General features: G+C 54.3%; 20 protein-coding genes. 4 read left to right on the top strand and 16 right to left on the bottom strand.

The genetic code is table 11. From position 1 onward, the window contains the following. Positions 1-17: 17 nt before the first annotated feature. From WKI47_RS18500 to WKI47_RS18530, 7 genes are all read right to left on the bottom strand, one after another. The gene (locus WKI47_RS18500; RefSeq protein WP_340228713.1) at positions 18-875 is read right to left on the bottom strand and encodes an ABC transporter permease; all 858 of its coding nucleotides are present in this window, start codon (positions 873-875) and stop codon (positions 18-20) included. Positions 876-968: 93 nt separating this feature from the next. Next, a complete protein-coding gene (locus WKI47_RS18505; protein ID WP_340228654.1) occupies positions 969-1,886 on the bottom strand; it encodes an ABC transporter permease in 918 nt (305 codons plus the stop codon). Between the two features lie 366 nt (positions 1,887-2,252). Further along, a complete protein-coding gene (locus tag WKI47_RS18510) occupies positions 2,253-3,815 on the bottom strand; it encodes an ABC transporter substrate-binding protein (protein ID WP_340228655.1) in 1,563 nt (520 codons plus the stop codon). A gap of 568 nt (positions 3,816-4,383) precedes the next feature. Further along, the gene (locus tag WKI47_RS18515; RefSeq protein ID WP_340228656.1) at positions 4,384-5,121 is read right to left on the bottom strand and encodes a FadR/GntR family transcriptional regulator; all 738 of its coding nucleotides are present in this window, start codon (positions 5,119-5,121) and stop codon (positions 4,384-4,386) included. Between the two features lie 1,045 nt (positions 5,122-6,166). After that, positions 6,167-8,203: a 5-oxoprolinase subunit PxpB gene (gene pxpB / locus WKI47_RS18520; protein WP_340228657.1), complete on the bottom strand. Its 2,037-nt coding sequence runs from the start codon at positions 8,201-8,203 to the stop codon at positions 6,167-6,169. Between the two features lie 42 nt (positions 8,204-8,245). Continuing rightward, positions 8,246-9,154, bottom strand: coding sequence for a 5-oxoprolinase subunit PxpA (locus WKI47_RS18525; RefSeq protein WP_340228658.1), 909 nt, complete (start codon positions 9,152-9,154; stop codon positions 8,246-8,248). A 15-nt stretch (positions 9,155-9,169) separates the two neighbouring features. After that, positions 9,170-9,523, bottom strand: a complete 354-nt coding sequence (locus tag WKI47_RS18530) for a helix-turn-helix domain-containing protein (protein ID WP_340228659.1) — start codon at positions 9,521-9,523, stop codon at positions 9,170-9,172. Positions 9,524-9,656: 133 nt separating this feature from the next. Between WKI47_RS18530 and WKI47_RS18535 the strand changes: the two genes are divergently transcribed. Next, on the top strand, positions 9,657-10,328 hold the full coding sequence (locus WKI47_RS18535; RefSeq protein WP_340228660.1) for an NAD(P)H-dependent oxidoreductase: 672 nt from the start codon (positions 9,657-9,659) through the stop codon (positions 10,326-10,328). A 371-nt stretch (positions 10,329-10,699) separates the two neighbouring features. Here the strand turns inward: WKI47_RS18535 and WKI47_RS18540 are convergent, their stop codons facing one another. The 5 genes from WKI47_RS18540 to WKI47_RS18560 form a co-directional block, all read right to left on the bottom strand. Beyond that, on the bottom strand, positions 10,700-11,686 hold the full coding sequence (locus tag WKI47_RS18540; RefSeq protein WP_340228661.1) for a glycoside hydrolase family 43 protein: 987 nt from the start codon (positions 11,684-11,686) through the stop codon (positions 10,700-10,702). A 113-nt stretch (positions 11,687-11,799) separates the two neighbouring features. Continuing rightward, positions 11,800-13,446, bottom strand: coding sequence for an ABC transporter substrate-binding protein (locus WKI47_RS18545; RefSeq protein ID WP_340228662.1), 1,647 nt, complete (start codon positions 13,444-13,446; stop codon positions 11,800-11,802). A 31-nt stretch (positions 13,447-13,477) separates the two neighbouring features. Further along, positions 13,478-14,374 (bottom strand): carbohydrate ABC transporter permease, encoded by an 897-nt coding sequence (locus WKI47_RS18550; protein ID WP_340228663.1) that lies wholly within the window; start codon positions 14,372-14,374, stop codon positions 13,478-13,480. 12 nt (positions 14,375-14,386) lie between these two features. Beyond that, a complete protein-coding gene (locus tag WKI47_RS18555) occupies positions 14,387-15,349 on the bottom strand; it encodes an ABC transporter permease (RefSeq protein ID WP_340228664.1) in 963 nt (320 codons plus the stop codon). 221 nt (positions 15,350-15,570) lie between these two features. Continuing rightward, on the bottom strand, positions 15,571-17,838 hold the full coding sequence (locus WKI47_RS18560; RefSeq protein WP_340228665.1) for an AraC family transcriptional regulator: 2,268 nt from the start codon (positions 17,836-17,838) through the stop codon (positions 15,571-15,573). A 668-nt stretch (positions 17,839-18,506) separates the two neighbouring features. Between WKI47_RS18560 and WKI47_RS18565 the strand changes: the two genes are divergently transcribed. Further along, complete coding sequence (locus WKI47_RS18565; RefSeq protein WP_340228714.1) at positions 18,507-19,493, top strand: Ldh family oxidoreductase; 987 nt, start codon at positions 18,507-18,509, stop codon at positions 19,491-19,493. 19 nt (positions 19,494-19,512) lie between these two features. On the opposite strand, the gene WKI47_RS18570 is transcribed toward WKI47_RS18565, so the two are convergent. Next, complete coding sequence (locus tag WKI47_RS18570) at positions 19,513-21,015, bottom strand: MFS transporter (protein ID WP_340228666.1); 1,503 nt, start codon at positions 21,013-21,015, stop codon at positions 19,513-19,515. A 116-nt stretch (positions 21,016-21,131) separates the two neighbouring features. Here WKI47_RS18570 and WKI47_RS18575 point away from each other — a divergent pair, with 116 nt between their 5' ends. Next, on the top strand, positions 21,132-21,965 hold the full coding sequence (locus WKI47_RS18575) for a helix-turn-helix domain-containing protein (RefSeq protein WP_340228667.1): 834 nt from the start codon (positions 21,132-21,134) through the stop codon (positions 21,963-21,965). A 35-nt stretch (positions 21,966-22,000) separates the two neighbouring features. Beyond that, positions 22,001-22,849 (top strand): hypothetical protein, encoded by an 849-nt coding sequence (locus WKI47_RS18580; RefSeq protein ID WP_340228668.1) that lies wholly within the window; start codon positions 22,001-22,003, stop codon positions 22,847-22,849. Positions 22,850-22,938: 89 nt separating this feature from the next. Here WKI47_RS18580 and WKI47_RS18585 read toward each other — a convergent pair whose 3' ends face one another. The 3 genes from WKI47_RS18585 to WKI47_RS18595 form a co-directional block, all read right to left on the bottom strand. Continuing rightward, positions 22,939-23,262: an iron-sulfur cluster biosynthesis family protein gene (locus tag WKI47_RS18585; protein ID WP_340228669.1), complete on the bottom strand. Its 324-nt coding sequence runs from the start codon at positions 23,260-23,262 to the stop codon at positions 22,939-22,941. An 84-nt stretch (positions 23,263-23,346) separates the two neighbouring features. Beyond that, complete coding sequence (tenA, locus tag WKI47_RS18590) at positions 23,347-23,988, bottom strand: thiaminase II (protein ID WP_340228715.1); 642 nt, start codon at positions 23,986-23,988, stop codon at positions 23,347-23,349. A gap of 36 nt (positions 23,989-24,024) precedes the next feature. Beyond that, positions 24,025-25,026: an ABC transporter substrate-binding protein gene (locus tag WKI47_RS18595; protein ID WP_340228670.1), complete on the bottom strand. Its 1,002-nt coding sequence runs from the start codon at positions 25,024-25,026 to the stop codon at positions 24,025-24,027. Positions 25,027-25,124: the final 98 nt, after the last annotated feature.

The following is a 25,124-nucleotide window of genomic DNA, read 5'->3' on the forward strand; positions in this document are numbered from 1 at the left end:
GGTACGGTGACGCGGCATCATCCGTTTTTCAGCTTCATCCGGGGGTCCAGCACGTCGCGCAGCCAATCGCCGAGGAAAATGACGCCCAGCACCGTGATCGTGATCGCCATGCCGGGGAACGTCGCGACCCACCAGCTTGTGGCAACGTATTGACGGCCGTCGCTCAACATGCCGCCCCAAGAGACATCCGGCGTCGTGATACCGAGTCCGAGAAAGCTGAGCGATGCCTCCATAATGATCGTCGTCGCCACGTTCATGCCGGACAAAACGATAAAGGAAGACATAACATTGGGCAAAATATGCCGGAAAATGATCCGTCCGCTGCGTGCGCCGATCATGCGGGCCGATTTGACGAAATCCCGTTCTTTCAGACTCAGCACCTCGCCGCGCACGACGCGCGCGTACGAGACCCAGTTGGTCGCCCCGATCACAAAGATCAGCGTCCACATGCCCGGTCCGACGACCGCCAGCACGACCAGCATGAGCAAAATGGTCGGGATTGCCAGCAGCGAATCGGCCAAGCGCATAATGACAGCGTCGACCCAGCGTCCGTAATACGCCGCCGTTACGCCGAGTACCGCGCCGATCGCGCCGGACACGAGCACGGCTCCGATCCCGACGATCAGCGACACCTGCGAACCGTAGACGATCCGGCTCCAAATATCGCGTCCCAAGTTGTCGGTGCCGAGCAAGTAATCGCCGCTGCCGCCTTCCAGCCAAGCCGGAGGCTTCAGCCGATCGATCGGAGCCACGGCGTTCGGATCATGCGTCGCCAGCAGCGGAGCGAAGATCGCGATCAGACATACGATCAACACGATGACCGCGCCGAGCGTACCCGTTTTGCTGCGGAGCAGTTGCCGGAGCCCTTTTTTCAACCCGCGTGCTTCCGTTCGCTTGTTCGGCGGAACCGGGAGCGTCCCCGCGCCGCTTTCTGTAGAAGTCGCCACAGCGTCTCCTCCTTCTTCTTCTTAACTGTATTTGATGCGCGGATCGAGCAGCCGGTAGACCAGATCCGTCAAAATGTTCATTAAAATGACGAAGATCGCGATCACGAACACCGCCGCCTGCACGATCGCCATATCATGCGTGTTGACCGCGGATACGAGCAATTGTCCCAACCCCGGCCACGCGAACACGGTCTCGGTAATCAGCGTGCCGCCGATCAGGCTGGTAAATTGCAGACTCATGATCGTTACCACAGGAATCAGTCCGTTGCGAAAAGCGTGCTTGCCGATGACGAACATTTCAAAGATGCCTTTACTACGGGCGGTCCGGATATAGTCCTGATTCAGGATTTCCAGCATGTTGGAGCGGATCAGCCGCGTCATCTGGGCCGCCAGGCTGACGCCGAGCGTGATCGCGGGCAGGATCAGATGCGTGAGTCCGCCTCGTCCCGATACGGGGAACCAGCCCAACATGACGGAAAACAGCAAGATCAGCATGATGCCCATCCAGAAGTTCGGCATGGCTTTGCCCAGTACCGAGATACCGGATATAAAAACATCTATAAAGGTATTGCGTTTGACCGCCGACCAGATGCCGAGCGGAATCGCGATCACGACAGCCAGCGCCATCGCGGCGAACGCCAGTTCAAAGCTCGCCGGAAGACGTTCCAGCACCAGCGGCAGCGCCGATTCGCCGTAGCGGAACGATGTGCCGAAGTCGCCTTGGATCGCGTTGGTCAAAAAGATACCGTACTGCTGATACAGCGGAAGATCCAATCCCAACTCCCGCGTCAGCGTCGCCCGGTCTGCTTCGGTTGCCGACTCCGGCAGCATCAGCGCGACCGGATCGCCGGTCACGCGCACCAGAATGAACACGATCAGCGAGATCAGCAGCAGTACCGGAATCATTTGCAGCAGCGATTTGACGAGATATTTGCCCACGGCTTATCCCTCCTTGCCAAAGTAGAATCGAAAGTCGTTTAAAAAGCATCATCCAAATTCGCAAGCAAGCGGCCGGAGTGTGAGCAGCCGGCCGCCTGGGAAACGAATAATGGGTACATCTACATTCCGCATGAGCATGAGGTCGCGAGAAAGCGTTGATTCCCATGCGTGAAACGTTTACCGGGCAACAAAGCTTTAGTTAACGTTGCTTGGTCACAGATACGCGCAGAAACGCAAGGGTCCTTTGCGGATTCGGCCGTTTGTATCGGCCGAGCGCAAAGGACAAACTTGCTGATCTCATAAAAGGAATCGCGGGACGGCCTGCGTGAAGACCTGCGTAAAGGGCGTCGCCTTCGCTTCCTTTTTTTATTGGGCAGGCGCGATGTCTTGCGCGTAGAACATTTCGTCCTGACGCGGCGCGAAGTCTACGCTTGCGTTGACGCCGTAGACGCCTTTCATTTGGAACAGATAGATCGCCGGACGTTCTTCGGCCAGAATCTGCTGCACTTGTTTGTACTCGTCGGCGCGGGAATCTTCGTCCATGTTCACGAGTGCCGATTGCAGCAGCTTTTCGACTTCGGCATTGTTGTAGTCGGTTTCGCCTGCGGCTTCGGAAGCCAGGAAACGGTTGTAGTTGTTCGACGCGTCGTTCATCGAGTTGCCGATGCCGATCATGTACAGTTCGCCGAACGTTTTGGACGTCATTTTTTCGCTGAACGCGCTTGGCTCCAAAATGTCGAGATTAACAGTGAATCCGGCAGCCGTGAGCATCGCGGACACGACTTCGGCATACTCTTTGTATTGGCTGGACGAAGACAGCGAAAGTTCAGGCCCTTTGTCGCCGTAGCCCGCTTCTTGCAGCAAGGCTTTGGCTTTTTCCAGATCGTACAGCGATTGCTCGTACAGACTCTCGTCCGAACCGAAGTTGCCCGGCGTGACGGATGTGCGAGTCAGCACGCCGTTGCCGCCCGCGATGCTGTCCACGATGGCTTTCTTGTCGATTGCCAGGTCGATCGCTTCGCGTACTTTCGGATCGGCCGTCGCCGTGCCTTCGGTCTGGCGCACGATTAGTTGCAGCACGCGCTTGATCGGAGTGGTCTCGACCGACAGGTTTTCGGTTTGTTCGATGCGCTCGATATCGGTCGACGGAACGCCGGATACGATGTCCACGCCGCCAGTCAGCAGCTCGGATACGCGAGTCGACGCTTCGGGAACGACGCGGAAAACGACTTCGTTCCATTTCGGCGCGCCGTCGAAATAGTCGTCGTTCTTTTCGAGAACAACGCGGTCGTCTTTCGCCCACGATTTGAACTTGTAGGCGCCTGTGCCGATCGGATTTTTGAGGAAAGCGTCGAGGCCGTTTTCTTCGATATATTTCGAAGGCAGGATGCCCGCGCCCATCTTCGACAAACGGTTCAGCAGCAGCGGATCGGGTCCCGTTGTCACGAATTCGGCGGTGTAGTCGTCGACGACGCGCACTTCTTCGATCGTTTTGAAATACGAATGCTGCTTGAGCGCTTCGTCGGTTGCCAGACGTTCGAACGTGTATTTCACGTCGGCCGCGGTAAACGGATCGCCGTTGTGGAACTTCACGTCGTCGCGCAGTTTGAACTGCCAGACGTTGTCTGCCGTTTGCTCCCATGACGTGGCGAGAGCCGGAACTTTGTTGCCTTCGTTATCGTTTTTGAGCAGGTAATCGAATACGTTGACGAGAATCGCTTCGCTCGCTGTATTGTTATTGTTTTGCGGGTCGAAGCTTTCGATATCGGTACCGTTGGCGATGGTGAGCGTGCCGTCGGATGTTGCCGGCGCGGCAGTCGTTGTGCCGGTATCGGTGGAAGTGGTTGCGTTACCTCCGCCTCCGCAGCCGGTTACGACCAATGCTGCTGTGAGTAAGGCTGCGAATGTTTTGATAAGTCCGCTTTTCATGAGTTAAGTCCTCCTTAATGAGTGGGGGAAAGGCCTATTCGTTTTTTTGGGAAAGCTGGGGCTACGGGAGAAATTACAAGCATATGCTTCCGAAGTGCATTTCTTCGAAATGCTTCACAAGGCGCTGTCTCGCTCGGAAAACCGAATGAAATTTAAGCAGGAAGTTTTCCGAACTCAAAGGCCAACATCTCAACGTATGTTACCGCAGGCTTTCTGCGAAAGCCTGTAGTTCACTGAATTTCTCCCTTCGCCTGGGCTTTCCTGTCAAAGAATAGGGCTTTCCGGGGTGTACAAGTGGGCAAGGCTTACTCGCCGGGATTTGGGCTTCGTAATAACTGATGGCGCTTTGCTTTTAAATATTTCAAGGTATGTTGTCCGGGTAGACGCGTTGACGCAACTTTGTCCAAAACAATTCTTGTAAGTATGTTGATGAATTTAGTGTGAATTAGATTGCAGTAATCCCTTTGCCGGAAAAAGAGGCGGTGGACGTCTCCTTTTCCGGCAAAGGGGCGGTGCGAGGGCGTATAGGCAAGGAGGTTGCTGATCCTCGGGTGCGCTGCGCGTCCTGTTAATCTTCGAAGCTTTCGTCGGCGAAAACGCGGGCTCGGATGGCTTCGGCGGAGTGTTCGATATGCCGGTACATGATGTCCCTTGAACGCTCGGCGTCGCCGGCTTCGAGGGCGGCGATCAGGTCGCGGTGAGCCTCGTAGTTGTTCGCTTTGACGCGATCGCTGTAGGGCATCAGATCGAGCGCCGGGTTGATCTTGGTTCGGATTTGCCGGACCGCGTGGTCGAAGTACACATTGCCGGAAGCCCGGGCGACGCTGAGATGGATACGGACGTCAATCGAGCGGAAGGCTTCGCGGGTACAGTCCGGTTCGATGCTGGCCGCCACGTAATTGCGCAGCTCTTGAAGCTCTGCTTTTCCGATACGCTGCGCGGCTAGATAAGCGGCTCCCGGCTCAACGACCATCCGATATTCGAAGACTTCGATCATCGAATCCCAATTCCGACGCATCTCGTCGCGATTGCGCAGATGCGAGTTGCGCGTAATCGGAAGCACGAAGGTGCCGCCTTTGGCGCCGACGCGCTTTTCGACCAGGCCGAGCGATTCCAGACGGGCCAATGCTTCGCGTACGGTGATCCGGCTGGCATTGAAGATCGTCGCCAGATCCCGCTCCGCCGGAAGCTGCTCATCGCTCATGAACTCCTTCAAGATGATGGCTTCTTCCAGCCGATCAAAGATAAAATCGCTGACTTTCTTGGGTGATACCTGCTCCAGATTCATTGCAGGCTTGATCAGCACCGTTCCACATCCTTCCCGAAGCGTCTCCTTCAACACTTTAATCCAAAAAGATATAAGGTATAGACCTTAAACCATTTCATTGGGCAAAAAAATTTGTCCATCGCAACCGGGCAACGTTCAAATTTCGTTATAACCGACTTTAATGGTCGACATTACGTAAATATGGTTTCCACTATAATTCGACAGCATTCGTCTGTCAATAGATTTTCTCTCTTGCTGGTTGGGAAAAAAGACAAGCGGATAGTCAAAGACTCGATCTTACGTATGTTTTAACGTCATTTCGAGCGTGTGTGGAATCGAGCTTGCCGGAATAGCGCCTAGGGCATGTCTTCAAACCTCGACGCGGAATGCTTGTTTGAAGCCGTAGGGCATAGGCTGGGCACTTTTCGTTTTAGAATAGTACCATGACCGCTCAAGATGTTAGGTTACGCTCCTCGAAAACCCGCTTGAACCGTACGTGTTTCCGATGAACGCAAACCTTGGATTGGATGCGGTCAAAGTACTCGTAGCTTGTCTTGGATTGATGACATTTTGCACACATTTTACGACTTTTAACGGCTCATTTTTAAAAATGCTGATAAAAAGTCAACAAATTTGCTTTTTATCGCCGATTCGAGCAGGAAGTAGGCAAAAATGTTGCCGAAACCTCAGCATTTGCGAGAAAAGCACGATATGGAACCGGAATTGTTGACGTTTTGCACACATTCGAAAAAAGAGACCTCCATCTGGTACAGAGCCCTAGTACTCTGTATCAATAGAAGGTAAGGTTACGCTCGTCCGAAACGCACTAGACCCGTGTGCGTTTCGGCCAAACGTAAACCCACTATTTGACCTGATACAGAGTACTAGGGCGTGTCTTCAAACCTCGATGGAAGCAGATTTGGCCGAATTTTCGTTCTCGGCAAGGAACTTTTTCGAAGGCGTGCCGGGGCACGTCAAGGGAAAGTGACGAAGCCATTGGTGGATAGCGACACGCTTCAAGTCGATATCCGCAGAGGACGAAAAGGCGGCAAAAGATGCACATTGGCAGGTTTGAAGACACGCCCTAGCCGTTTCTCCCTAAACGCAGTGCGATGCGAAGGCGGGCCAGCTCCCGTTCTTGCTCGATATATCGCCTTTCCGCTTCTCGCAAAGACACTTCCGCGAAGGATAATGCCTGCCCGGGACGGAGTTGAGCGATCTGTCGCAGATCTGCGGATATGATCTGCGCGATACGCGGATAACCGCCCGTGGTCTGCCGGTCTGCGGTCAACACGATCGGATTGCCGTCGGCAGGAACCTGGACAGTTCCCGGAGCGACGGCTTCGGAGATTAGCTCCTGCGGCTGCTCCAAACGCAGAGCGGGACCTGAAAGGCGGCAGCCCATGCGGTCGGACTGCGGAGTGACGCGAAAAGCTGCGGTCAGCAGCGCTTCGCGGCTCGGCGCGTCGAACAGGGCGAAATGCGAGCCGCGCGTGAAGCGGACGGCAACGGAATCGGCGGCGGCCGAAGCGGCGACGGACGATCGCGAAGCCGTCGGCGGTCCTTCCGGCTGCGTGGAGCCGGAACGATGCAGGTCGCCCCAATCCGGGCGGCCTGCGACGTAGCCGTGCGCGGCGTGCCACGCCGCGGCGGCGAAGTCCGCCCCGGGCGCGATGCCGCGCAGCGGGCCGAAGGCGCGCTCGGCTGTGCGCGCCGTGCTTGCCGACGTCCGCGCATGCAGGACGTCGCCGGCGCGAAGCGCCCGGCCTTCGAGCCCGCCCAGGCCGGCTCGAAGATCGGTGCCGCGGCTGCCCAGCGCCGCGGGCGCGGCGAAGCCGCCGGACAGCGCGAGGTACGCGCGGCAACCTGCGCGCGGAGGGCCGAATTCCAGCACGGCCCCGGCCCGGATACGGACGGGCCGCCACATCGGCAGCGGCACGCCGCCGACCGAAGGCGCCAGATCGGCGCCGGTGAGCGCGATCAGCGTCTCGCGCTCGAAGCGCAGCGCAGGTCCGGCCAGCGTGATCTCCAACGCGGCCTCGCCTTCGGCATTGCCTGCCATTAGATTGGCCGCACGCAGCGCATAGGCATCCATCGCGCCTCCGGCGGTGACGCCGTACTGCTGATAACCGGGACGACCGAGGTCTTGCAGCGTGGTCAGCAGACCGGGTTTTAATACCGTAACCGACAGGATCGAAGTATCCCGTTCCCTGTAGTCTTCGTTGTCTCCCCGCCCCACTCCATCCGATGTTCGCTCATGCTCTTTTCGACCCTTCTTCCTTTCGATCGAAAAGCCTTTTTCGCGAGCTGTTAAGAAGCCTTTTGCTTCATCGGCCATACTATTCGCCAAATGGTCATATTCTTCCCTCAAAATCGACCGAAATCGAACCCGGTCCCCCGCCCGCAGCAAGCTCGGCGGAATCCGTTCCGGCCGGAACAGCGCGGTCGGCGTCCGCCCGATCATCCGCCAGCCGCCGGGCGTAGCCAAGGGATATACGCCGGTCTGAGCGCCCGCGATTCCAACGGTTCCCGCCGGAACGGATAAGCGCGGCGTCTCAAGCCGGGGCGCCGCAATCCGCGGGTCCATGCCGCCCAAGTAAGGAAAACCGGGCGCAAAGCCGATCATATATACCGGATATTCCCGCGCCGCATGAATAGCGATCACTTCTTCTTCGCTCATCCCGGCATGCCGGGCAACGAAGTTCAAATCCGACCCGTACTCTTCGCCGTACAGCACCGGAATCTCGATCACGCGCGAAGTGCTTTCTTTTTCAACAATGTCCGTCAGGAGAAGACTCCGAAGCAATTCCGCCATGCTCTGCATAACCGTGCCGTGTCCAACACCGGGCCATTGCTGCGCAGCCTTCAACGGATCGTAAAAAATCGTCACGACCGCAAAAGACGGCACCGCTTCAATCATCCCCGGTAGCGGTTGACGTTCCAGATAATCGGTTAGCTTGCGAACCTTGCTATTGGTTTCCGGCGAAATATCCGTACCGAATACGGCCCGAATTGCCGTTTCGCCAAGCGGCTCTATCAATGGCAGATGCACGGCATGAGGCTTCTCCGCCAACGAATCCCCTATCGGTTTCACCGTCCCCGCTTGTTCCTTCCCGTCCATCCCGTTCACCTCCCGGCAATATGTTGTACCGCTACCGCGATTTCATTCAAAAGGCTTCACGGCGACTCCCGCTGCCTGGCAAGCCTCCACGATATGGCGTGCGAACGCCAACGCATGCTCGCCGTCTCCATGCAAACAGATCGTGTCGGCGCGCAGCTCGATGTCCTCGCCGTCCGGCGTGGACACGCGGCCTTCAAGCGCAAGCCGAACCACTCGCTTCGCCGCCGTCCCGGCATCGGCAATCAAGGCGCCGGGAAGTCCTCGCTTGATCAGCGAACCGTCCGCCCGATATCCTCGATCCGCAAACGCCTCATGCGCGGCACGCAAGCCGATTCGCTCGGCCGCACGGGTCAGCTCGCTTTTCGCCAAGCCGAATAACGTCAAAGCCGGATTGACCCGGTAAACGGCTTCGGCGATCGCTTCCGCCAGATCGGCCCGGGCAGCCGCCATATTATACAAAGCTCCATGCGGTTTGACATGCTTTAACGTTCCGCCTTCCGCGCGCACGAACGCGTTCAACGCCCCGATCTGGTACATCGTCATGGCATAGACTTCGCCCGCCGAGACGTCGAGGTTTCTCCGACCGAACCCGGCTAAGTCGGGCAGGCCCGGATGCGCACCGATCGCGACCCCCGCTTCCAATGCCAGCTTTACGGTTCGCTGCATCACCGACGGGTCGCCCGCATGGAAGCCGCAAGCAATATTCGCCGATGTCACAAACGGCAAAATCTCGGCATCCCGTCCCAGCGTATACGCTCCGAAGCTTTCGCCGAGATCGCAGTTCAGGTCGATGCCCGCCGCGTTTGGTTCGCAGGGGCCGGGAGCCGTCTCGGACTCTTCCCGGTTTTCGTTTCCCCTCCCGTCTGCTTCATCTGTGACGTACAAAGGGGTTGTTCGCTCCGCGCTTTGCGTTTGCGGCGACGTCTCGCATTCTCCGGCTTTCCGGTTCATTTTGCCGTCTCCTCCTTACGGATTGCGCCGATCCAAAATTTCGCGCTCATGCTCCATGCCCCAACTGCGCATCAGATTGATGATCGGGATCAGCGTACGGCCGAATTCGGTCAGGGAATACTCCACTTTGGGAGGAACCTGACGATAAATTTCCCGGTGAACCACGCCGTCCCGTTCCAACTCCCGCAACTGCAAAGTGAGGATTCGCTGCGTCGTTTCGGGCATCATTCTTCTCAGCTCGTTGAACCGCACAGGCCCTTCGATCAAATGGTACAACACGATCCCTTTCCATTTTCCTCCGATCACGTCCACCGTAACCGCCACAGGACAAGTGTACGGGGTCGCGGATTCTTTTTTACACGGTTCCATAGATCAAAACCCCATTCTCTCAGGATCAAAATAGATACTATCCCACAAAATTGTGCGTACTTCTCGGCTTCGATATCTCTATAGTACTATATACGTCGACGATACTAGTAAACAGAAAGCGTGGTCGATCCTCATGAATACAATAGAAAAAAAGAAAGATATCTTGCAAGCCTTCAATGACAGACACGCCACGAAATCTTTTGATCCCTCGAAAAAGATCAGCGACGACGACTTCAATTTCATCCTGGAAACGGCCAGACTTTCTCCCAGCTCTCTCGGCTATGAACCGTGGAAATTTTTGATCGTTCAAAATAAAGAATTACGGGAAAAGATCAAAGCCGTCAGCTTCGGTGCCCAAGGACAACTGCCCACCGCCAGCCATTTCGTGATTATTCTCGCCAAAAGCAACGCCCGGACCGATAGCGATTATGTCCAGCAGCTGATGACCGACACCAAAAAGGTTCCAAGCGACACGCTTCTGCGAATGACCCAAGCTTATCGGAATTTCCAGGAAAACGACCTGCGATTATTCGAAAACGACCGCGCGCTGTTCGACTGGGCCAGCAAGCAAACGTATATCGCGCTCGGCAATATGCTGACGGCCGCCGCCCAGATCGGCATCGACTCCTGCCCGATCGAAGGCTTCAATTATGAAAAAGTGAATGAAATTCTCGACAACGAAGGATTGCTTGAAGATGGATCGTATCAGGCTTCCGTGATGGCCGCTTTCGGTTACCGGGTCGATGAACCGAGCCGGATCAAAAACAGACGGGAATACGATTCGGTAATTCAGTGGATCGAATAAAAGAACGCTTCGCGAGCTGCTGAACACCGCACAACACCGCATATTTGAATACAGCTCGGATTTAACGGATCGAGCTGCACCTTAGCGCGAAAAATCGAACGCTTCTCGTTTTTAACGGATCGTAGCGACGCTTAAAGACGAAAACAACACGGATTCCGCCCTTTCGGCTACGATCTCAACGGCTAAGCGTCGCTACGGTCCGTTACGCTCAACCAAACGCGATAAAAAGGGATGTAACGGACATACGATCCGTTATATCTTTTTTGGTTTTGGCGATATCGTTTCGGCGTTAATCGCACACTTAGCCTTGCCACGATAAAAAAAGCGGAAGAATCGAGCCAAGCTCTGATCCTCCCGCTTTTTCTTGCTTCTTACCCGTTCCGCACGATATTTGTCTCGTCCGCCTCCGCAGCCCAGCGCTTCTCCACCGCTTCATACTCCTTCTGCGTAATCGGCAGCACCGAACCGTGCCTTTTTTTCAACGCGCCAAAGTCATACTCGCCCGGCTCGGCGATCCGCCAGGCCGTTCCTGTCGTGTCGCCGATATCCGTAGTGAGGATCGGCAGGTATCCGCCTTGCGTCGAGTAGCGATCCACCAGCAGCACCCACTTTTCCTCGCCGTTCCTTTTAAAAAACTGCGGGCCTTCCGCGTCTTTTCCCGTCAACTTCAGACCCAGCGATTCCAGCGTCGATAGCTTCTCCCACTCGCCGTCCAGACGGCTGCCGCGTTCGATCGTGATCTGTCCGTCGCCGGAAGCCCGGTAATACCGATTGCCGACCCGAATGATCGTGGTATCGATAATGCTCGCATTTTCCCCGCGCGAGATATAAGGTTCGGCAGGCGTGAACGTTCGAAAATCCACGGTGCGGCTACTGTAGATATGCAAGCCACGTTCGCCGCCGCTTTGCGCATCCCGGCTTGAAGCCCAGAAAACCAGATAGTCTCCGCTTTCCTCGTCGTAGATTGCTTCCGGTGCCCAAGCACAGCCTGCTTCTTCCGGCGCAAGCCCGACCAGTCGAGGCTCCGACCAGTTCAGCAAGTCCGCCGATTCCCAGATCACGAGCGACCGGCTGCCGGTCAGCGTCGCTTCGGCCAAGCCCCAGCCTCCGCGTCCGTAGATGCTGAGATCCGTCGCCAATAGGTAAAAGCGGTCTCCGTCCGCGCCGCGCAGCAAGTAGGGATCGCGTACGCCGCGTTCACCGACCGAAGATGTCAACACAGGCTGCTCCCGATTGAGATCCTTCCACTGCATCCCGTCCTTACTCAAAGCAAAATAGACCTGCTCCCCATTCAAGTCGCTTTCCCCTATAAAATGGACAAATAAATATCCGTACAACTCTTCCGTTCTCGCTGACATTGGCATAAATCCCTCCGTTTCTTCCCGTTCATCACGAACAGGGAGGAGCGCAATTTCTCGCGCTTCCTCCCCATTTTTGCACCTTGCTTGCGAAACGGCCCCACCCGTTATCGTTACTTATACTGCCCCGCGTCGATCGCTTTCTGTTTCTCATCCAGAATCTCTTGATAGCCTGCGTTGAGGTATTGCGTTTTCGCTTCCTCGTACAGTTGGTCGAATTGATCTTCCGGCGCGAGCGCGATCTTCAGGTACAGCTCCTGGAACAAAACGTTCAGATCGGCTTTGTAATCGTTGACGCTGTCCAGTACGACCGTATACAGCGCGTCCGGCGTGCGGAATTCTTCGACTTCGTCGTAATACTTGATCATGTCGTCCGCCAGGTATTCGTGGCCCGGCGGCGACCAGTTGCGTTTGTTGGCGGCCAGCGTCGTTGCCGGGTCCGGATATTGCGCCGTTTCCGTCACGAGCGCCCAATAGTCTTTGTTGTTGTTTTGCGCCAGCACCGACTCGCCTTTGAAGTCGGGATCGCGCACGGCAACGCCTTCTTTGTCCAGCGTGTAGTTTTCGCCTTCGACGCCGTTTTGCAGGAAGAACAGGTTGTCCGGTTGGCTCATCCATTCCAAGTACATCCATACCGCCGCGCGTTCCATATCGGTCGATTCGTAGTTGATGCCCATGATGAAGCCGAACGGCCAGTATGCGCGGCCTTGCGGTTCGCGGCCTTCCGGCACGCCCGCGTACGGAGGCATGATAGCGAACTCGGCATCCGGATTGTTTTTGAGCGTGGCGGCGATCACGTCCGTATTGTTGGTCAAGTACGTGCCGAACGTGCCTGTTTTACCGGCCACGAATTCCGCTTTGATCTTCGGCTCGTCGGAACGCAGGTAGAACTCGCGGTCGATCAGGCCGTTGTTGTACTGATAGTTCAAGTTGCGCAGATAACGTTCCGTGTCCGCCGTCGTCAGGTCCGCCACGGACAGATCGGAATACAGCGCGCGGTACTTCTCGTCGAACGGCCAATCGCGGAACGGATAGTTGAAGTTGAACGAGTTCTGGATCAGGCTGCCGCCCGTGGTGCCGAGACCCGCTTCTTTCCATTTCACCAGCATTTCGTTGTACTTTTCGAGCGAAGTCAGGTCTTCCATCTTCATGCCCACCTTTTCTACCCAGTCTTTGCGGATGATGGTGGTAAAGTTGTCCACGTTCGGACGCGAAGCGAAGAAGAAGGTCGGTTTCTCGTCGATCGTGCCGTATTGCTCGATCGTCTCGCCCAGATTCGCCCAGTATGTAGGCGCGTAGTTTTTGATTTCATCGTGGTTCAGCTCTTGCAGCACTTCTTCGCCGTAATAAGCCAAAGCCTGCGGCATATCGTAGTGGAAAATGATATCCGGCGCTTTGCGCGAAGCCAGCAACTGCTCGAAATCGGTCACTTCGCTAGCACGGGTAATCGGCACGAAGTTAACGCTTACATTATACTTGTCGCCGAATTCTTTTTGAATCCACCGGGTATAATAGTTGTCCGTGACGTTCCAGCCTTCGAAAGCGCGCTCGTACACGGGAATATCCAGCTGAACCTTTTCTGGAAACCCGTTCGAGTAATCCGCGAAGCCTTCCGCAGCAGCCGTCGGCGTATCGCCTTCGTTCGTCGCGGAGCCGCCTGCTTCATTGCTTGTGCCGCCACCGCCGCCCGTACATCCGGCCAACAAACCGACAAGAGCAAGTCCGGTTACCCATAACGAAGCTTTTTTCTTTTGACCCATTCCCAGTCCCCCTTTGTGTGTAAAAACCGTATTATTCCTTTACCGCGCCGAGCATCGTGCCTTGAACGAAATATTTCTGCACGAATGGATAGATACAGATGATCGGAAGCGTGGCGAACACGACGACGGCGGCTTTCATGACCTCCGGATTGCTGAGCGTCACTTGCGTCGCTTCCAACTGGAAGCTTTCGCTCGCCTGAACGATCAGGTAATACAACTTCAATTGCAGCGGACGCAGATCGACATTGTGCTTGATGTAAAACAGTGCGTCCTGATAAGCATTCCAGCGGCCTACCGCGTAAAAAAGCGACAGGGTTGCCAAAATGGGTTTGGACAGCGGAAGCACGATACTCCAGAGGATTCGGAAGTGACCGGCTCCGTCGATCCGCGCGGATTCCTCCAGGCTGACCGGCACGCTGTGGGTAAACGTCGTTTTCATGATCAATAAGTTGAATGCGCTGAACGATAACGGCAATATGAGCGACCATAGCGTATCCAGCATGCCCAGGTTGTTGATAAGCATATATTCCGGGATAATCCCGCCGCTGAAATACATGGTGAACAAGAAAATGAACGTCAGCGTCGAGCGGCCTTTCAATTGTCGGCGCGACAGCGGATACGCCGCACAGATCGTCACGATCATCCCCAGTATGGTGAACAGTACGGTCACGATCACAGATACATAGAGAGAGCGCAAAATGCTGGCGTCGGCGAAAATTTTCGTATAGGCCTCGATCGAGAAGCCTTTCGGCAGCAGATAGACTTTGTTCGCGATGACATAAGCATCTTCGCTGAACGACTTGGCGACAATATGCAGATACGGCAGCAAACAGACCAGGGAAACGACGACCAGCGCCGCGTGGATGATAAATCCCCAGACATCAAAGCGTTTTTTGCTGCCGACCGGAGCGTTGCTTACGGCTTTCATCTTTTTCCTCCTTTACAGCAGGCCGTCTTCGCCCATTTTTTTGGCGATCCGGTCGGCAGCCAGTACGAGCACCAGACCGATCAGCGCCTGGAACAGTCCCAATGCGGTCGCGCGGCTGATGTCTCCGCCTTCGATCCCCCACCGATACACGAGTACCGGAATGGTGGTCGTAAACTCGGTTGTAGCCCGGTTAAGCAGCGAGAAGATCCGTTCGAACGAACCGCCCATAACGCCGCCCAGACTCATGATAAGCAATGTGACAATGGTTGGACGGATCGAAGGCAGCGTGATGTTCCACATCTTGCGCCAACGGCTGGCTCCATCCACGGTTGCGGCTTCGTACATCTCCGGGTTGATGCTGCTCATGGCAGCCAGGTAAATGATCGTGCCCCAGCCCATGCTTTGCCAGATGCCGATTAACAGATAACTGATCAGCCAATTCGTATCCTGCTGGAGAAACGGCACCCGATCCGCACCCAGCGTGGCGAGCAGGTTGTTGATCATCCCGTTGCCTTCGCCGAGCAATTGGTACGCCATCGCCCCGATGATGACCCAGGACAAGAAGTGCGGCAGATAAAGCAGCGTTTGATTGACCCGCTTGAATAGAATATTCTTGACCTCGTGCAGCAGCAGGGCGAGGAAGATCGGCACCGTGAAACTGAACAGCAGATCCAGAATGTTCAATAACAGCGTATTGCGCACGGCTCTCGCGAAATCCGGCTTGGCGAACAATTCCTGAAACACTTCCATGCCGACCCATTCGCTTCCCCAGAACCCTTTCGCGATCTTGTAATCTTTAAAGGCGAGGACCAGTCCCGCGAGCGGCGTGTATTTGAACAGCAACACCAGCACCAGCGGAAGCAGCAGCAGCACGTACAATTGCCAATCGCGTCGCAGATAATAGAGAGGACCGTAACGGCTCTCTTTCAGTAAAGCGGTTTCATTTTTGCTTTTGGCGATACTGATTCCCTTCACCTTTCCACCTCCCGTCTTCCTTTTTTCGATCCGTCGCCGGACATGTGCCCATCATAGCCGCGGCTTCCGGGATCGGTAAACGACGAGTGTTGATGCTGGCGGTCATTTTTGATCGAACCCCCGGTTTTCCAGGGAAAATAAGGGTTGAACCAATCATTTCTGGAGGTGAGAATCAAAAATGACACCTGGGGAAACGTGAATTCAGGAAGTAAAAGCAGGTCTCAAGACGTGCGATACTGGGCTTTGTAGACGCTCGGCGCCATCCCCTCGTATTTATGGAAAAAGCGGTTGAAGCTGCGTGCGTTTTCGTAGCCGACAGCGGCCGCAATCTCCGTAATCGTCCGTTCGTTTTCCAGCAGCAACTGCTTGGCTTTCTCGATTCGGAGTTTGTTGAGCGAGTCAATCAGGCTGGAACCGTTCATTTCGTACACGATTTTTCGCATATACGAGTAGCTGATTCCGATCTCCTTCGCCATATCCTCGAATACGACATCCTCGCAATAATGCTCGCGCAAATAATTCATGATCCGATCGGCGTGAGACTGGCTTTCTTCGTTTGCCGGCTTCATCGCTCCGACGATCCCGGCATAAAAATCATGGATATACGTCTGCAAGTCGTTCAACGTGTCCAGTGAAGCGATTGTCGAATAGACGCTGCCTTTTCCCGCTACGGTTCGGGCGGCGCGGCTGTCGGTTTCCTGAAGATGCTTGATCGTCACGCCGACCAACTGGTTATAAATGAACAGAATGTTATCGTGGGAAATATAGTCGGCAGAGCGGATCTCCTCAGCGATTCGCTCCAGCTCCGCATCCATTTTGTCCAGATCGCCTGCATCAAGAAAGTTGAGAATCCGCCGCTCGCTGCAATCGGGATACAGATACTTCATTTCGCGATTTTCTTCCGCCCGGTAGTAATGAATGCCTCCGCTGCCCGCGATCATGCGCTTTTTGACCGCTTCCAGCGCTTCCGCGGCCAGATCCGGGATACTTGTCGTTCGTTTGGCGCGCTGGCTGACGCCGATGGTGACGGTATGTTCCAGCAGCTCGGTCGCTTTTTCCCGAATCCGCTCGATATACGCATGGATTTCCTTATTCCGCTGGTCGCTTTCTTCGTGGCTATCGTTCAGAACAAGCGTAAAATAGCCTTCTCCCCGATATAAAAACTGTCCGATCAACCCATCTTCAAACAAACTGTCACAGTACATGTTCAGCAGATGGCGGTGGTAGCTTCGGGTCTCGGAATTATGCTTGCTGGAATAGCCGCGATAGCCGTCGATCGAGATCGCGGCGACAAGCAGATACGTATACGGGAACACATAAGAAGCCGCTTCGTCCACCTCTCCCCGCAATAACCGTTGAACGGTCAAGCTGCGTGCATCCCGTTCCCGCTCCCGCAGCAGTTCGTGCAACTTGGTTTCTTCACCCTGCATGCGGCGGAACGCCGTTTCCAAAAACGCGAATTCATTCTGACCGGGCACGCCCAGATAACCGCGCAGCGTCAGCGTACGTACCAACTCACGGGCCGGCTTGGAGAACCATGCGGCCAGAAGCAAGGTGGCGAAGGTGCCGATAAAGATCACGATGACGGTCAGCACGATGATCCCCCGTTGCTGCGTATGGGTTCGGGTTAACAATTCCTGCACGGAATACGTACTGAGATGCGTCCAGCCGAACGGCTCGGAATGCGTCCAGGCATATAGCACCCGATCTCCACCCGTTTCGCCAAACGAATAGCCATCTACCGAGACTTTTTGCTTCAGCTGGTTAAAAAAAGGCAGCACGTCGGCATTTTGCAGCAGCAGGCTTTTGTCGGCATGGGAGATCACGGTGTTTTTGGAGTCGATCAGCGCATAGTCCGTACTCGCTTCGTTCGAAGACGACAAATAGTCCTCCAACTGGCTCTCGCGCAAATTGACGACGATCGTTCCCCTCGTCGTTGTCGATAATCGGCTCAGCGGAAGCACGTAGGAAACGACGGGTACGCCGGATTCCAGTTTGCGCGGATACCAGATCCCTTCGATGCCCCGTTGTTCCTCCAGCGCGTCTTCAAGCCAGTCCATTGATTCGTATCGGCTCAAGGTCGTGATGCTTCGGTCGGTCGATACCACATAATCCGAATCTTCCAGATAGAAAAAAGACGAGGCCACCCCTTCCGCCCGGCGGTTGAGGTTGGTCAACTCCCGCATGATCGCCATCGCGCGGCTAATATTGCCATAGTCGGCGCTCAATGCTTCGTAGGTAGGAAACGGACGGATCCGGTCAAACGTCCCCGTAGCCGACAAACGAACCGTGTCTTGCGACAGGCTGTTGAGCGCGCTCTCGTTCAGCCTTCGGCTGGCAACCAGTTCGGCGAGTGACGACTCCGCGATCTCTCGCTCGGAATTGCGCAAACCCTGTTCACTGCTATACCAAGTCAGAATACTGACAGGAATGACCATCACGATGAATAAAATGCAGGCCAACTGTAGGGTCATCGGGAAACGTTTCAAAGGGTCGCCTCCGATCATGAATAGCTTGATTAACTTTTTGGTAACGCTTACAAAATTGCTTTTGTTAATGACTCCCTTATATATTAATTTATGATCCTCTGGTTTGTCCACGTATTGATTCTTTGATTTCACTTGTTTTTTGTGGATAGGTGATCGAAATTTGTTTTCAAAATAAAATAAGGGCGAGTTGTCGAGAAAGTTACATGGGCGCGGGAAGCGAGAAAACCCCGAGAAAAAGATTAGATTTTCTCGACAAGTTGAACTTCTACAGTATTTTTTCGTTTTCATGGAAACCAATTATCGATAGTAACTATAAAAGGGACTGTCTCTGCCCTATAAAGGCTTTGAAACTGTCCCTTGATTTTTTATTTCAGTCGGATTCATGTCTTTGATTTTGTTCTGAGTCGCTTTGATACGGTTTCCGCCAACTTACATATATGCCGTATAGACTCATAATCATAATGACTGTACCAAAAATATTAGTAGATAGACTTCGATCTTCGACTATAAAAAGCATGAATATCGCGATAAGCAGTCCTACGATATGGAGAACGCGCGAATACCACTGCATATAAACCTCCTCCTTTCCTTCAAACTTGCTTGATCCATTTTCCTATACCATAATACTATTCATTGGTTTTAAATGCCTCAGGAAAGGATGAGTCTCCATACAATATTCACTTGATGAAGCAAAAGACCTCGCAGTTCGCGCCTGTCTTGCGGTCGGAGCAGCTCCGGCCGCGGCGAATGCTTTGGCCGAAGCTACGATCTCTGCCGAGCGGCACGGTCGGCATTCGGTAGGGTTCGCGCACCTTTTCGACTACTTGGAAGGCTTGTTGAGCGGTCGGATTTCGGGGACGGCAGAGCCTGAACTCTCTTATCCGGCGCCCGCGATCGTGCAGGCCGACGCGAAAGGCGGAATTGCTCAACTCTGTTTGGATCAGGCTTTCGAAGAATTGCTCGCCAGAACCAAAAGCTACGGCGTGACCGTGTTTTCCGTCACTGATAGCTACACGGCTGGCGAGCTGGGCTATTACGCGCGCAAAATGGCCGAACAAGGCTTGATCGCGTTGGCTGCCACCAACGGACCTGCTTTGTTGGCCGCAGGACGCAGCGCCGAAGCGGTGTACGGTACCAATCCTTTTGCTTTTGCCGCGCCAACTCAAGGTAAAGCTCCGCTGGTCTTCGACCAAGCTTCCAGCGCTACGGCATTCGTGAAGGTACGGGGAGCCGCAGAACGGGGAGATTCGATTCCCGAAGGCTGGGCCGTTGATGAGCGGGGTCAGCATACGACGGATTCGCGCGAAGCGATCAAGGGTGCGTTGCTGGCCTTCGGCGGATCGCGCGGTGCCAATATCGCGCTGATGGTCGAAGTGCTCGCCGCAGGCGTAACCGGCGCAAACTGGTCGTTGGACGCGCCTGCTTTTGACGAAGGAAGCGAATCGCCTGGCGCGGGGTTATTTATGGTGATGCTGGACCCTAAAGTTCTTGACCCCAGCTTTTCTGATCGCTTGGCTTCGCAAGTCGAACGACTTGCTGCCAAAGGTGTTCATATTCCGGGCGGCGGCTCGCTACAAAGCGAGGTCGATTTGCCCGATGAGTGGGTTGCCAGACTGGAACGCTACGGCAATCAAAAACAGGAATCGTCGCAATAAGCGGACGATTCCTGTTTTTTTACGAATGAATGTTTTTCGCCGACGAAGACGCTTTGTGACCGATTCTTTTTATAAGCAGAGCAGCTCCGATCAACACAACCGCCCCCGAAGCCAACACGACCGAGAACGACTGCTCGAAGGCTTCTTTCGCCAAACGAACCAGCAGTTCTCCGCTCGCTTGAGGTAGACGCTCGGCCGCGATCAATGCGCCGTCCAGGCTGTCCGTCGCGCCTTTTGCATCGCGCAGCGTCTCGGGAAGCGACAGCGAAGCCGTATACGCGAACGACGCCAGGCTGCCCAGTACAGCAATCCCGACCGCGCCGCCGAGTTCGAACGACACCTCCTCGATCGAAGCGGCCATGCCTGCCTTTTCCGCCGGAGCTTGATTCATGATCGCGCTGGATGCCGAAGACATGCCCGCTCCCAGACCGAAGCCGATCACAATCATGCAGACTACCTGCCAGATCCGGCCGGAGTCGAACAGCAGCAGATACGCCGCCATTCCGCTTCCCGCAAGCAGCAGCGACAACAGCAGGACTTTGATCAAGTCTATCCGATGCAGCAGGCTGCCCATAAGCGGACCGGCCAGGAAAGCGGCGATCGGCAACGGCAAAATGAACAACCCGGCTTGAAGCGGAGACAGTTCCATCACCAGTTGAAGCCGCTGCGTGAGCACGTATTCCAATCCGATGAGCGCGAACGAGGCCAGCAGCGCGGTGATCGCTCCGGCGCTGAAGCGTCCGTTGCGGAACAAACTAAAATCGATCAGCGGTGCGGTGCTCGTTTTCTGACGTTTGGCGAATACGATCAAAGCAACGGCGCCGACGATGACAGCCAGCACAGCTATCGCGATCGAGCCATCCGGCTTGGCGATTTCTTTGACGGCGTACAGCACGCCGGTCAGCCCCAGCATAATAAGCGCGGACGAAGCGAAGTCCCATTTTCGGCGCGCGGCGGATTTCGTTTGCGGCACGAACCGAAGCGACGCGATCAGCGCGACGACCACGACCGGGATATTGATCAGGAACACCGATCCCCAGTAGAAATGCTCCAGCAAAAATCCGCCGACCAACGGTCCCAGTCCCGCTCCGCCCGACGACACCGACGCCCACATTCCGATCGCCAGCATCCGCTGCTTTTCATCCGTAAACGTAAGCCGTATAATCGACAGCGTTGCCGGCATCATCATCGCGGCGCCGACGGCGAGCAGCACGCGGGCCGAGATCAGCACAAGCGGAACCGGCGAAAGCGCCGCGATCAGCGAAGCCACGCCGAATACGCTCAAGCCCACGTTAAACAGTCTTTTATGTCCAAGCCGATCTCCGAGCACGCCCATAGACGGCAGTAGGCCGGCCATGACGAGCGGATAGGCGTTGACGATCCATAGTTTTTCCGACGCGTTCGCCGACAACGCTCTCGTTAAAGTCGGAAGCGCGGTATAAAGCACGGTCATATCGATTACGATCAAAAATAAAGCACTGGACACGATCGCCAGGATCAGCCAGCGTTTTGCGTTTGCCATGAGGTGAAGCCTCCTTGATTTTTTCCCGTCGACGAGGTACACATTAAGCGTAAAGGTTGGAGCGGCTCCAAGGTCAAGCGGATTTTTCGAACGGATTTGTTCAAGGAGGAGATCGAGTGCTGGAAGAAAAATTAACGATCGGCGAGATGTCCGAATACTGCGACGTCCCTGCCGATACGCTGCGTTATTACGATAAAATCGAACTTTTCCGTCCACTGTACACCGATCCGGACAACGGGTATCGCTACTACTCCATTCTGCAATCCGAAGTGCTCGGCACGATCGTGGAGCTTCGGCGGGTCGGATTTTCGATTGAGGAGATACGTGCATTTATGCAGAATCGCCATCTCGATCAATCGATCGGATTGCTGAAGCAAGCCGTGCAGCGGATCGATCGTCAGGCTGCGGATCTCAAGCGTATTTCGCGCACGTTGAAAAGCCGGATTCAGCATATTCAGTCTTTTCAGACCGATTATGCGGAGTCCGACTTTATCGTCCGCAAGCTGCCCAAACGCAAATTCTGGGTGCTGCCGGATCAGGTCGATATGCAAAATAAAGAGGCGGTATCTTACGGATTTTTGGAATTGGAAAAAAGATTGCATGATACCCTTCCGTTTCTTGCAGGTAACCAGTTCGGCTTTTTTGTGGAGCCTTCGGCTCTTGCCTTTCCTCTAAGCCCCTCTGAAATCGCAAGTGCGAGCGCAATCTTTACTTTCGTTCAAAGTCGGCGAAGCGCCGGGGCGCAGGAAGCTCCCGCCGGAGATTACGTCTGCACGCGTTATACGGGGCATGATTTCGAAGATTACGTAGACGGATTGGAGAAGCTGCTTCGCTACCTGCATGCCGAAGGACTGGAAGCCAAAAGCGGCGCATGGAGCATTATTCAAGTCGATATTTCGCTGACCGAGCACTCGGAGGAAGCGGTATATGAAGTGCAGATTCGGGTATAGCTTACGATCCCACTATTTTTGAAAAGGATGATTGCATGCACCTCCCAGCCGAACATCGCTTCGACCCGGCCAGACCGCAAGATACGCCGGATTTGCCTAATCACGCACAGCCTTGGGCCGATGCGCTAATTCCGTTCTCGCTCTCCGGTGCGCAGGCCGAAGAACAATACCGTCTTTGGCGCGGCAGCAGACGGTTTACGCCTCATTTCTTCGTTCGCGGCACGAGTCATCGCTCTCCGACACCGATTTATCTGCCGTTCTGGTCGTTTTCGATGGGCACCCAGTCGACGTACAAAGGAGAACGCGGCGATGACAGCACAAGCGAGACTACCAATACCCGAACCGACTCGGACGGCAACACCGAAACGTATACGGAAAGCACCAGGGTGACGAACTACCATGCGGTAGACGGCACTCACGAACAGATTTTCGAAGCGCTGCATGTTTCCGCCTCCGGACGTTTCGATACGTCTTTGCTAGAAAAATCGGCCGGCTTCGATCTTTCGGCGCTTACTCCGTGTCTTCCGGAATATACGCGCGGCTGCGTGCTTGCGGCGTCGGATGTGTCTTTTTCTCAAGGTTGGGAAAACGGAAGAACGCGGATCGGACTTTTGTTGAAAATCGCAATCACGCGCAAAATCGGCGGCGATTCCGTGCGCGATCTGAAGATTCAAACGGATTACGCGGGACCTCGCTTTCGACGCGTGCTGTTGCCTTTTTACGCTTTTGAACACGAACATCGCGGACGGCGCTTCATCGGTCTCGTGAACGGGCAAAACGGCACGGTCGCCGGGGACGTGCCGCGCAGCAGGATAAAGATTTTCGCGACAATCGCGGCGATCGTAGTGGTTACGGGCTGGATGTTATATCAGCTTATACGCTGAACGGAAGCATTTCCGACATGGCATGCCCAACAAAAAGACCGACGCTCGTCCTCTTAGGGCGAACGCCGGTCTTCTTTTTCCTATGACGTTTACGCTTCCCGCACGTCCGTCACCCGCATGTTCCGGCTGAACACCGCTCCGTCGCTGGATAGCTTGAACGACGGGTAATCGCGGTCCGCTTCGAGCTTCATGACCGGATCGAACTGCTGCTCCTGCTGGCGGTCGGTCCATACTTCGAACGGCTCCGACTCCACCGCGATGTCCGTGTCCCACGGTTTGTCCGCGATCTGAAGCGTCACCACGCCGTTGCAGCCGCAGTTGATCGTATCGTAGACGAGCCGCAACGTGCCGGGGCGTTCGCCGATTTTGGCTTTGATTTGATTTTCCGTGTAATCGTCCATTTGTAGGCGCATAATTCATCTTCCTCCCGTATTTGTGAATACTCTTTTATTTTACCCCGTTTCCATCCAGATGCCGAGTGTCTGCGCTCACTGTACTTATCCTTGATAGGCCATGTGCCAAAAGTCCACTTCTAGCGAACTGGCCTCTTCAAAAATGGTGGCTAATTCGTTTTGTTTGTCTTCAGGCCAATCGCTGAATCGTTCGTCGACAAAAGCAATCCAAGACAAACAGTCTTGCGCATAACCCTCGTCCGCATAATCGATGATGAAGTCTTTGTAGTCGGACTGTTCGATTTCTTTTGCGGCCGCGATCGTTCGAAAAATATGGCTATAACTTAACAAGCAAGGCAGAAGAGCCATCAAGATTCGATCCGTGTCTCCTTGTTCCGCCATATTCAGCAGAAAACGAATCGAATTTCGATTGGCGTGCGCAGGCTGCAACACGTTAATCTCTTCATCGTTTAACCCCAACTTTTTTAAATAGATCACTCGAATCGAACTCTCGTTTTCTTCGACAAACCGGAGAATCGAATATAAAAATTGAATATCGCGAAAAGAAGAAGCATGGTACATTGCCTTTCCGCAGACACGAGCATAATGCTTGAGAAAAATACTGTCTTGAATAATATAATGTTTGAACTTGTCCATAGGAAGACGCCCGGACTTCATCTCTTGAATAAAAGGCGTTTCGACGCAAGCCTCCCAGAACGGCATCGCGCGCTGTATCGTTTTTTGCATGAATGACACAAAGGTTCCTCCTTGTCGCTTTTTTATTTATTTGGGCAAAAAGATATTGGTATACGCTTTGGAAACGTCGAGTTTTCGATCCAGCAAATGTTTGTTGTACATCCAATCCGCGTAATTTTGCCAGACTTCTTCTTTTTGTTCACCCCAGCGCGGAGCATCGTCCTGATATCGGGAACTCAACCATTTTTGACTGGCGACGACCAAATCCTGATCCAGTTCCGGTTCTGCCTGCAATAAGATATTCGCCGCTTCTTCTGGATGTTCGATCGTATATAGATAGCCTTCGGTCGTCGCTTTCATGAATGAACGCACGAGTTCCGGGTCGTCTTGAATCGTAGTCTCGTTGGTGATGATCACCGGCGTATAATAATCCAATTCTTCGGCATAATCCTTCACGTACATCATGTCGATCGGCTCATTGCGCAATTCAGCTTCGATTCCGATCCATCCATAGAAAATCCACGAAAAGTCTACCCCTCGCTTCATTGCAGCAAAGAAATCGGAATCTCCGATATTGACTTGACTCACCTTCGATACATCCGCTCCGGCCTCTTCCATAATAGATTGCATCACGGCCGCTTCCGTTTCCGATCCCCAAGATCCGTAGGACCGACCTTCGAAGTCTTCGGGAGATTGGATATGGCGATCGACAGGGGCCGCAAATCCCGACGTATTGTGTTGAATAACCGCAGCAATCGAAACAAGCGGCACGTTCTGCGTTCTGGCTTGAGTCACTCCTTCTTGAAAATACACACCGAAAGGCGCTTCGTTCGCGGCTACGATCATATCCGCACCCGCCATTCCAGGCTGAATAATTTCCACCTGAAGACCTTCCGCTTCGTAAAACCCTTGATTTGCCGCAACATAAAGGCCAGTATGATTCGTGTTCGGCGTCCAATCCAAAACCACTTTAATCGTTCTTAATCTTTGGTTTTCCACGCCCTGCTCCGAAATCTTTTCGCTGCATCCTCCGAGTGCCAGAACACAGATCATCAACCAAGATAATCCTGCACGCTTGCTGTTTTTCATCTCGTTCTCTCCTTTTTCAATAACAATCACCGTCATACGAATACACGGGCAAAAGAAAAAGCGCCCGGATGTCCGGACGCATGCAGATAGAAAAAGAA

This window comes from Saccharibacillus sacchari (assembly GCF_037722395.1).
Classification (GTDB): Bacteria; Bacillota; Bacilli; order Paenibacillales; family Paenibacillaceae; genus Saccharibacillus; species Saccharibacillus sacchari_A.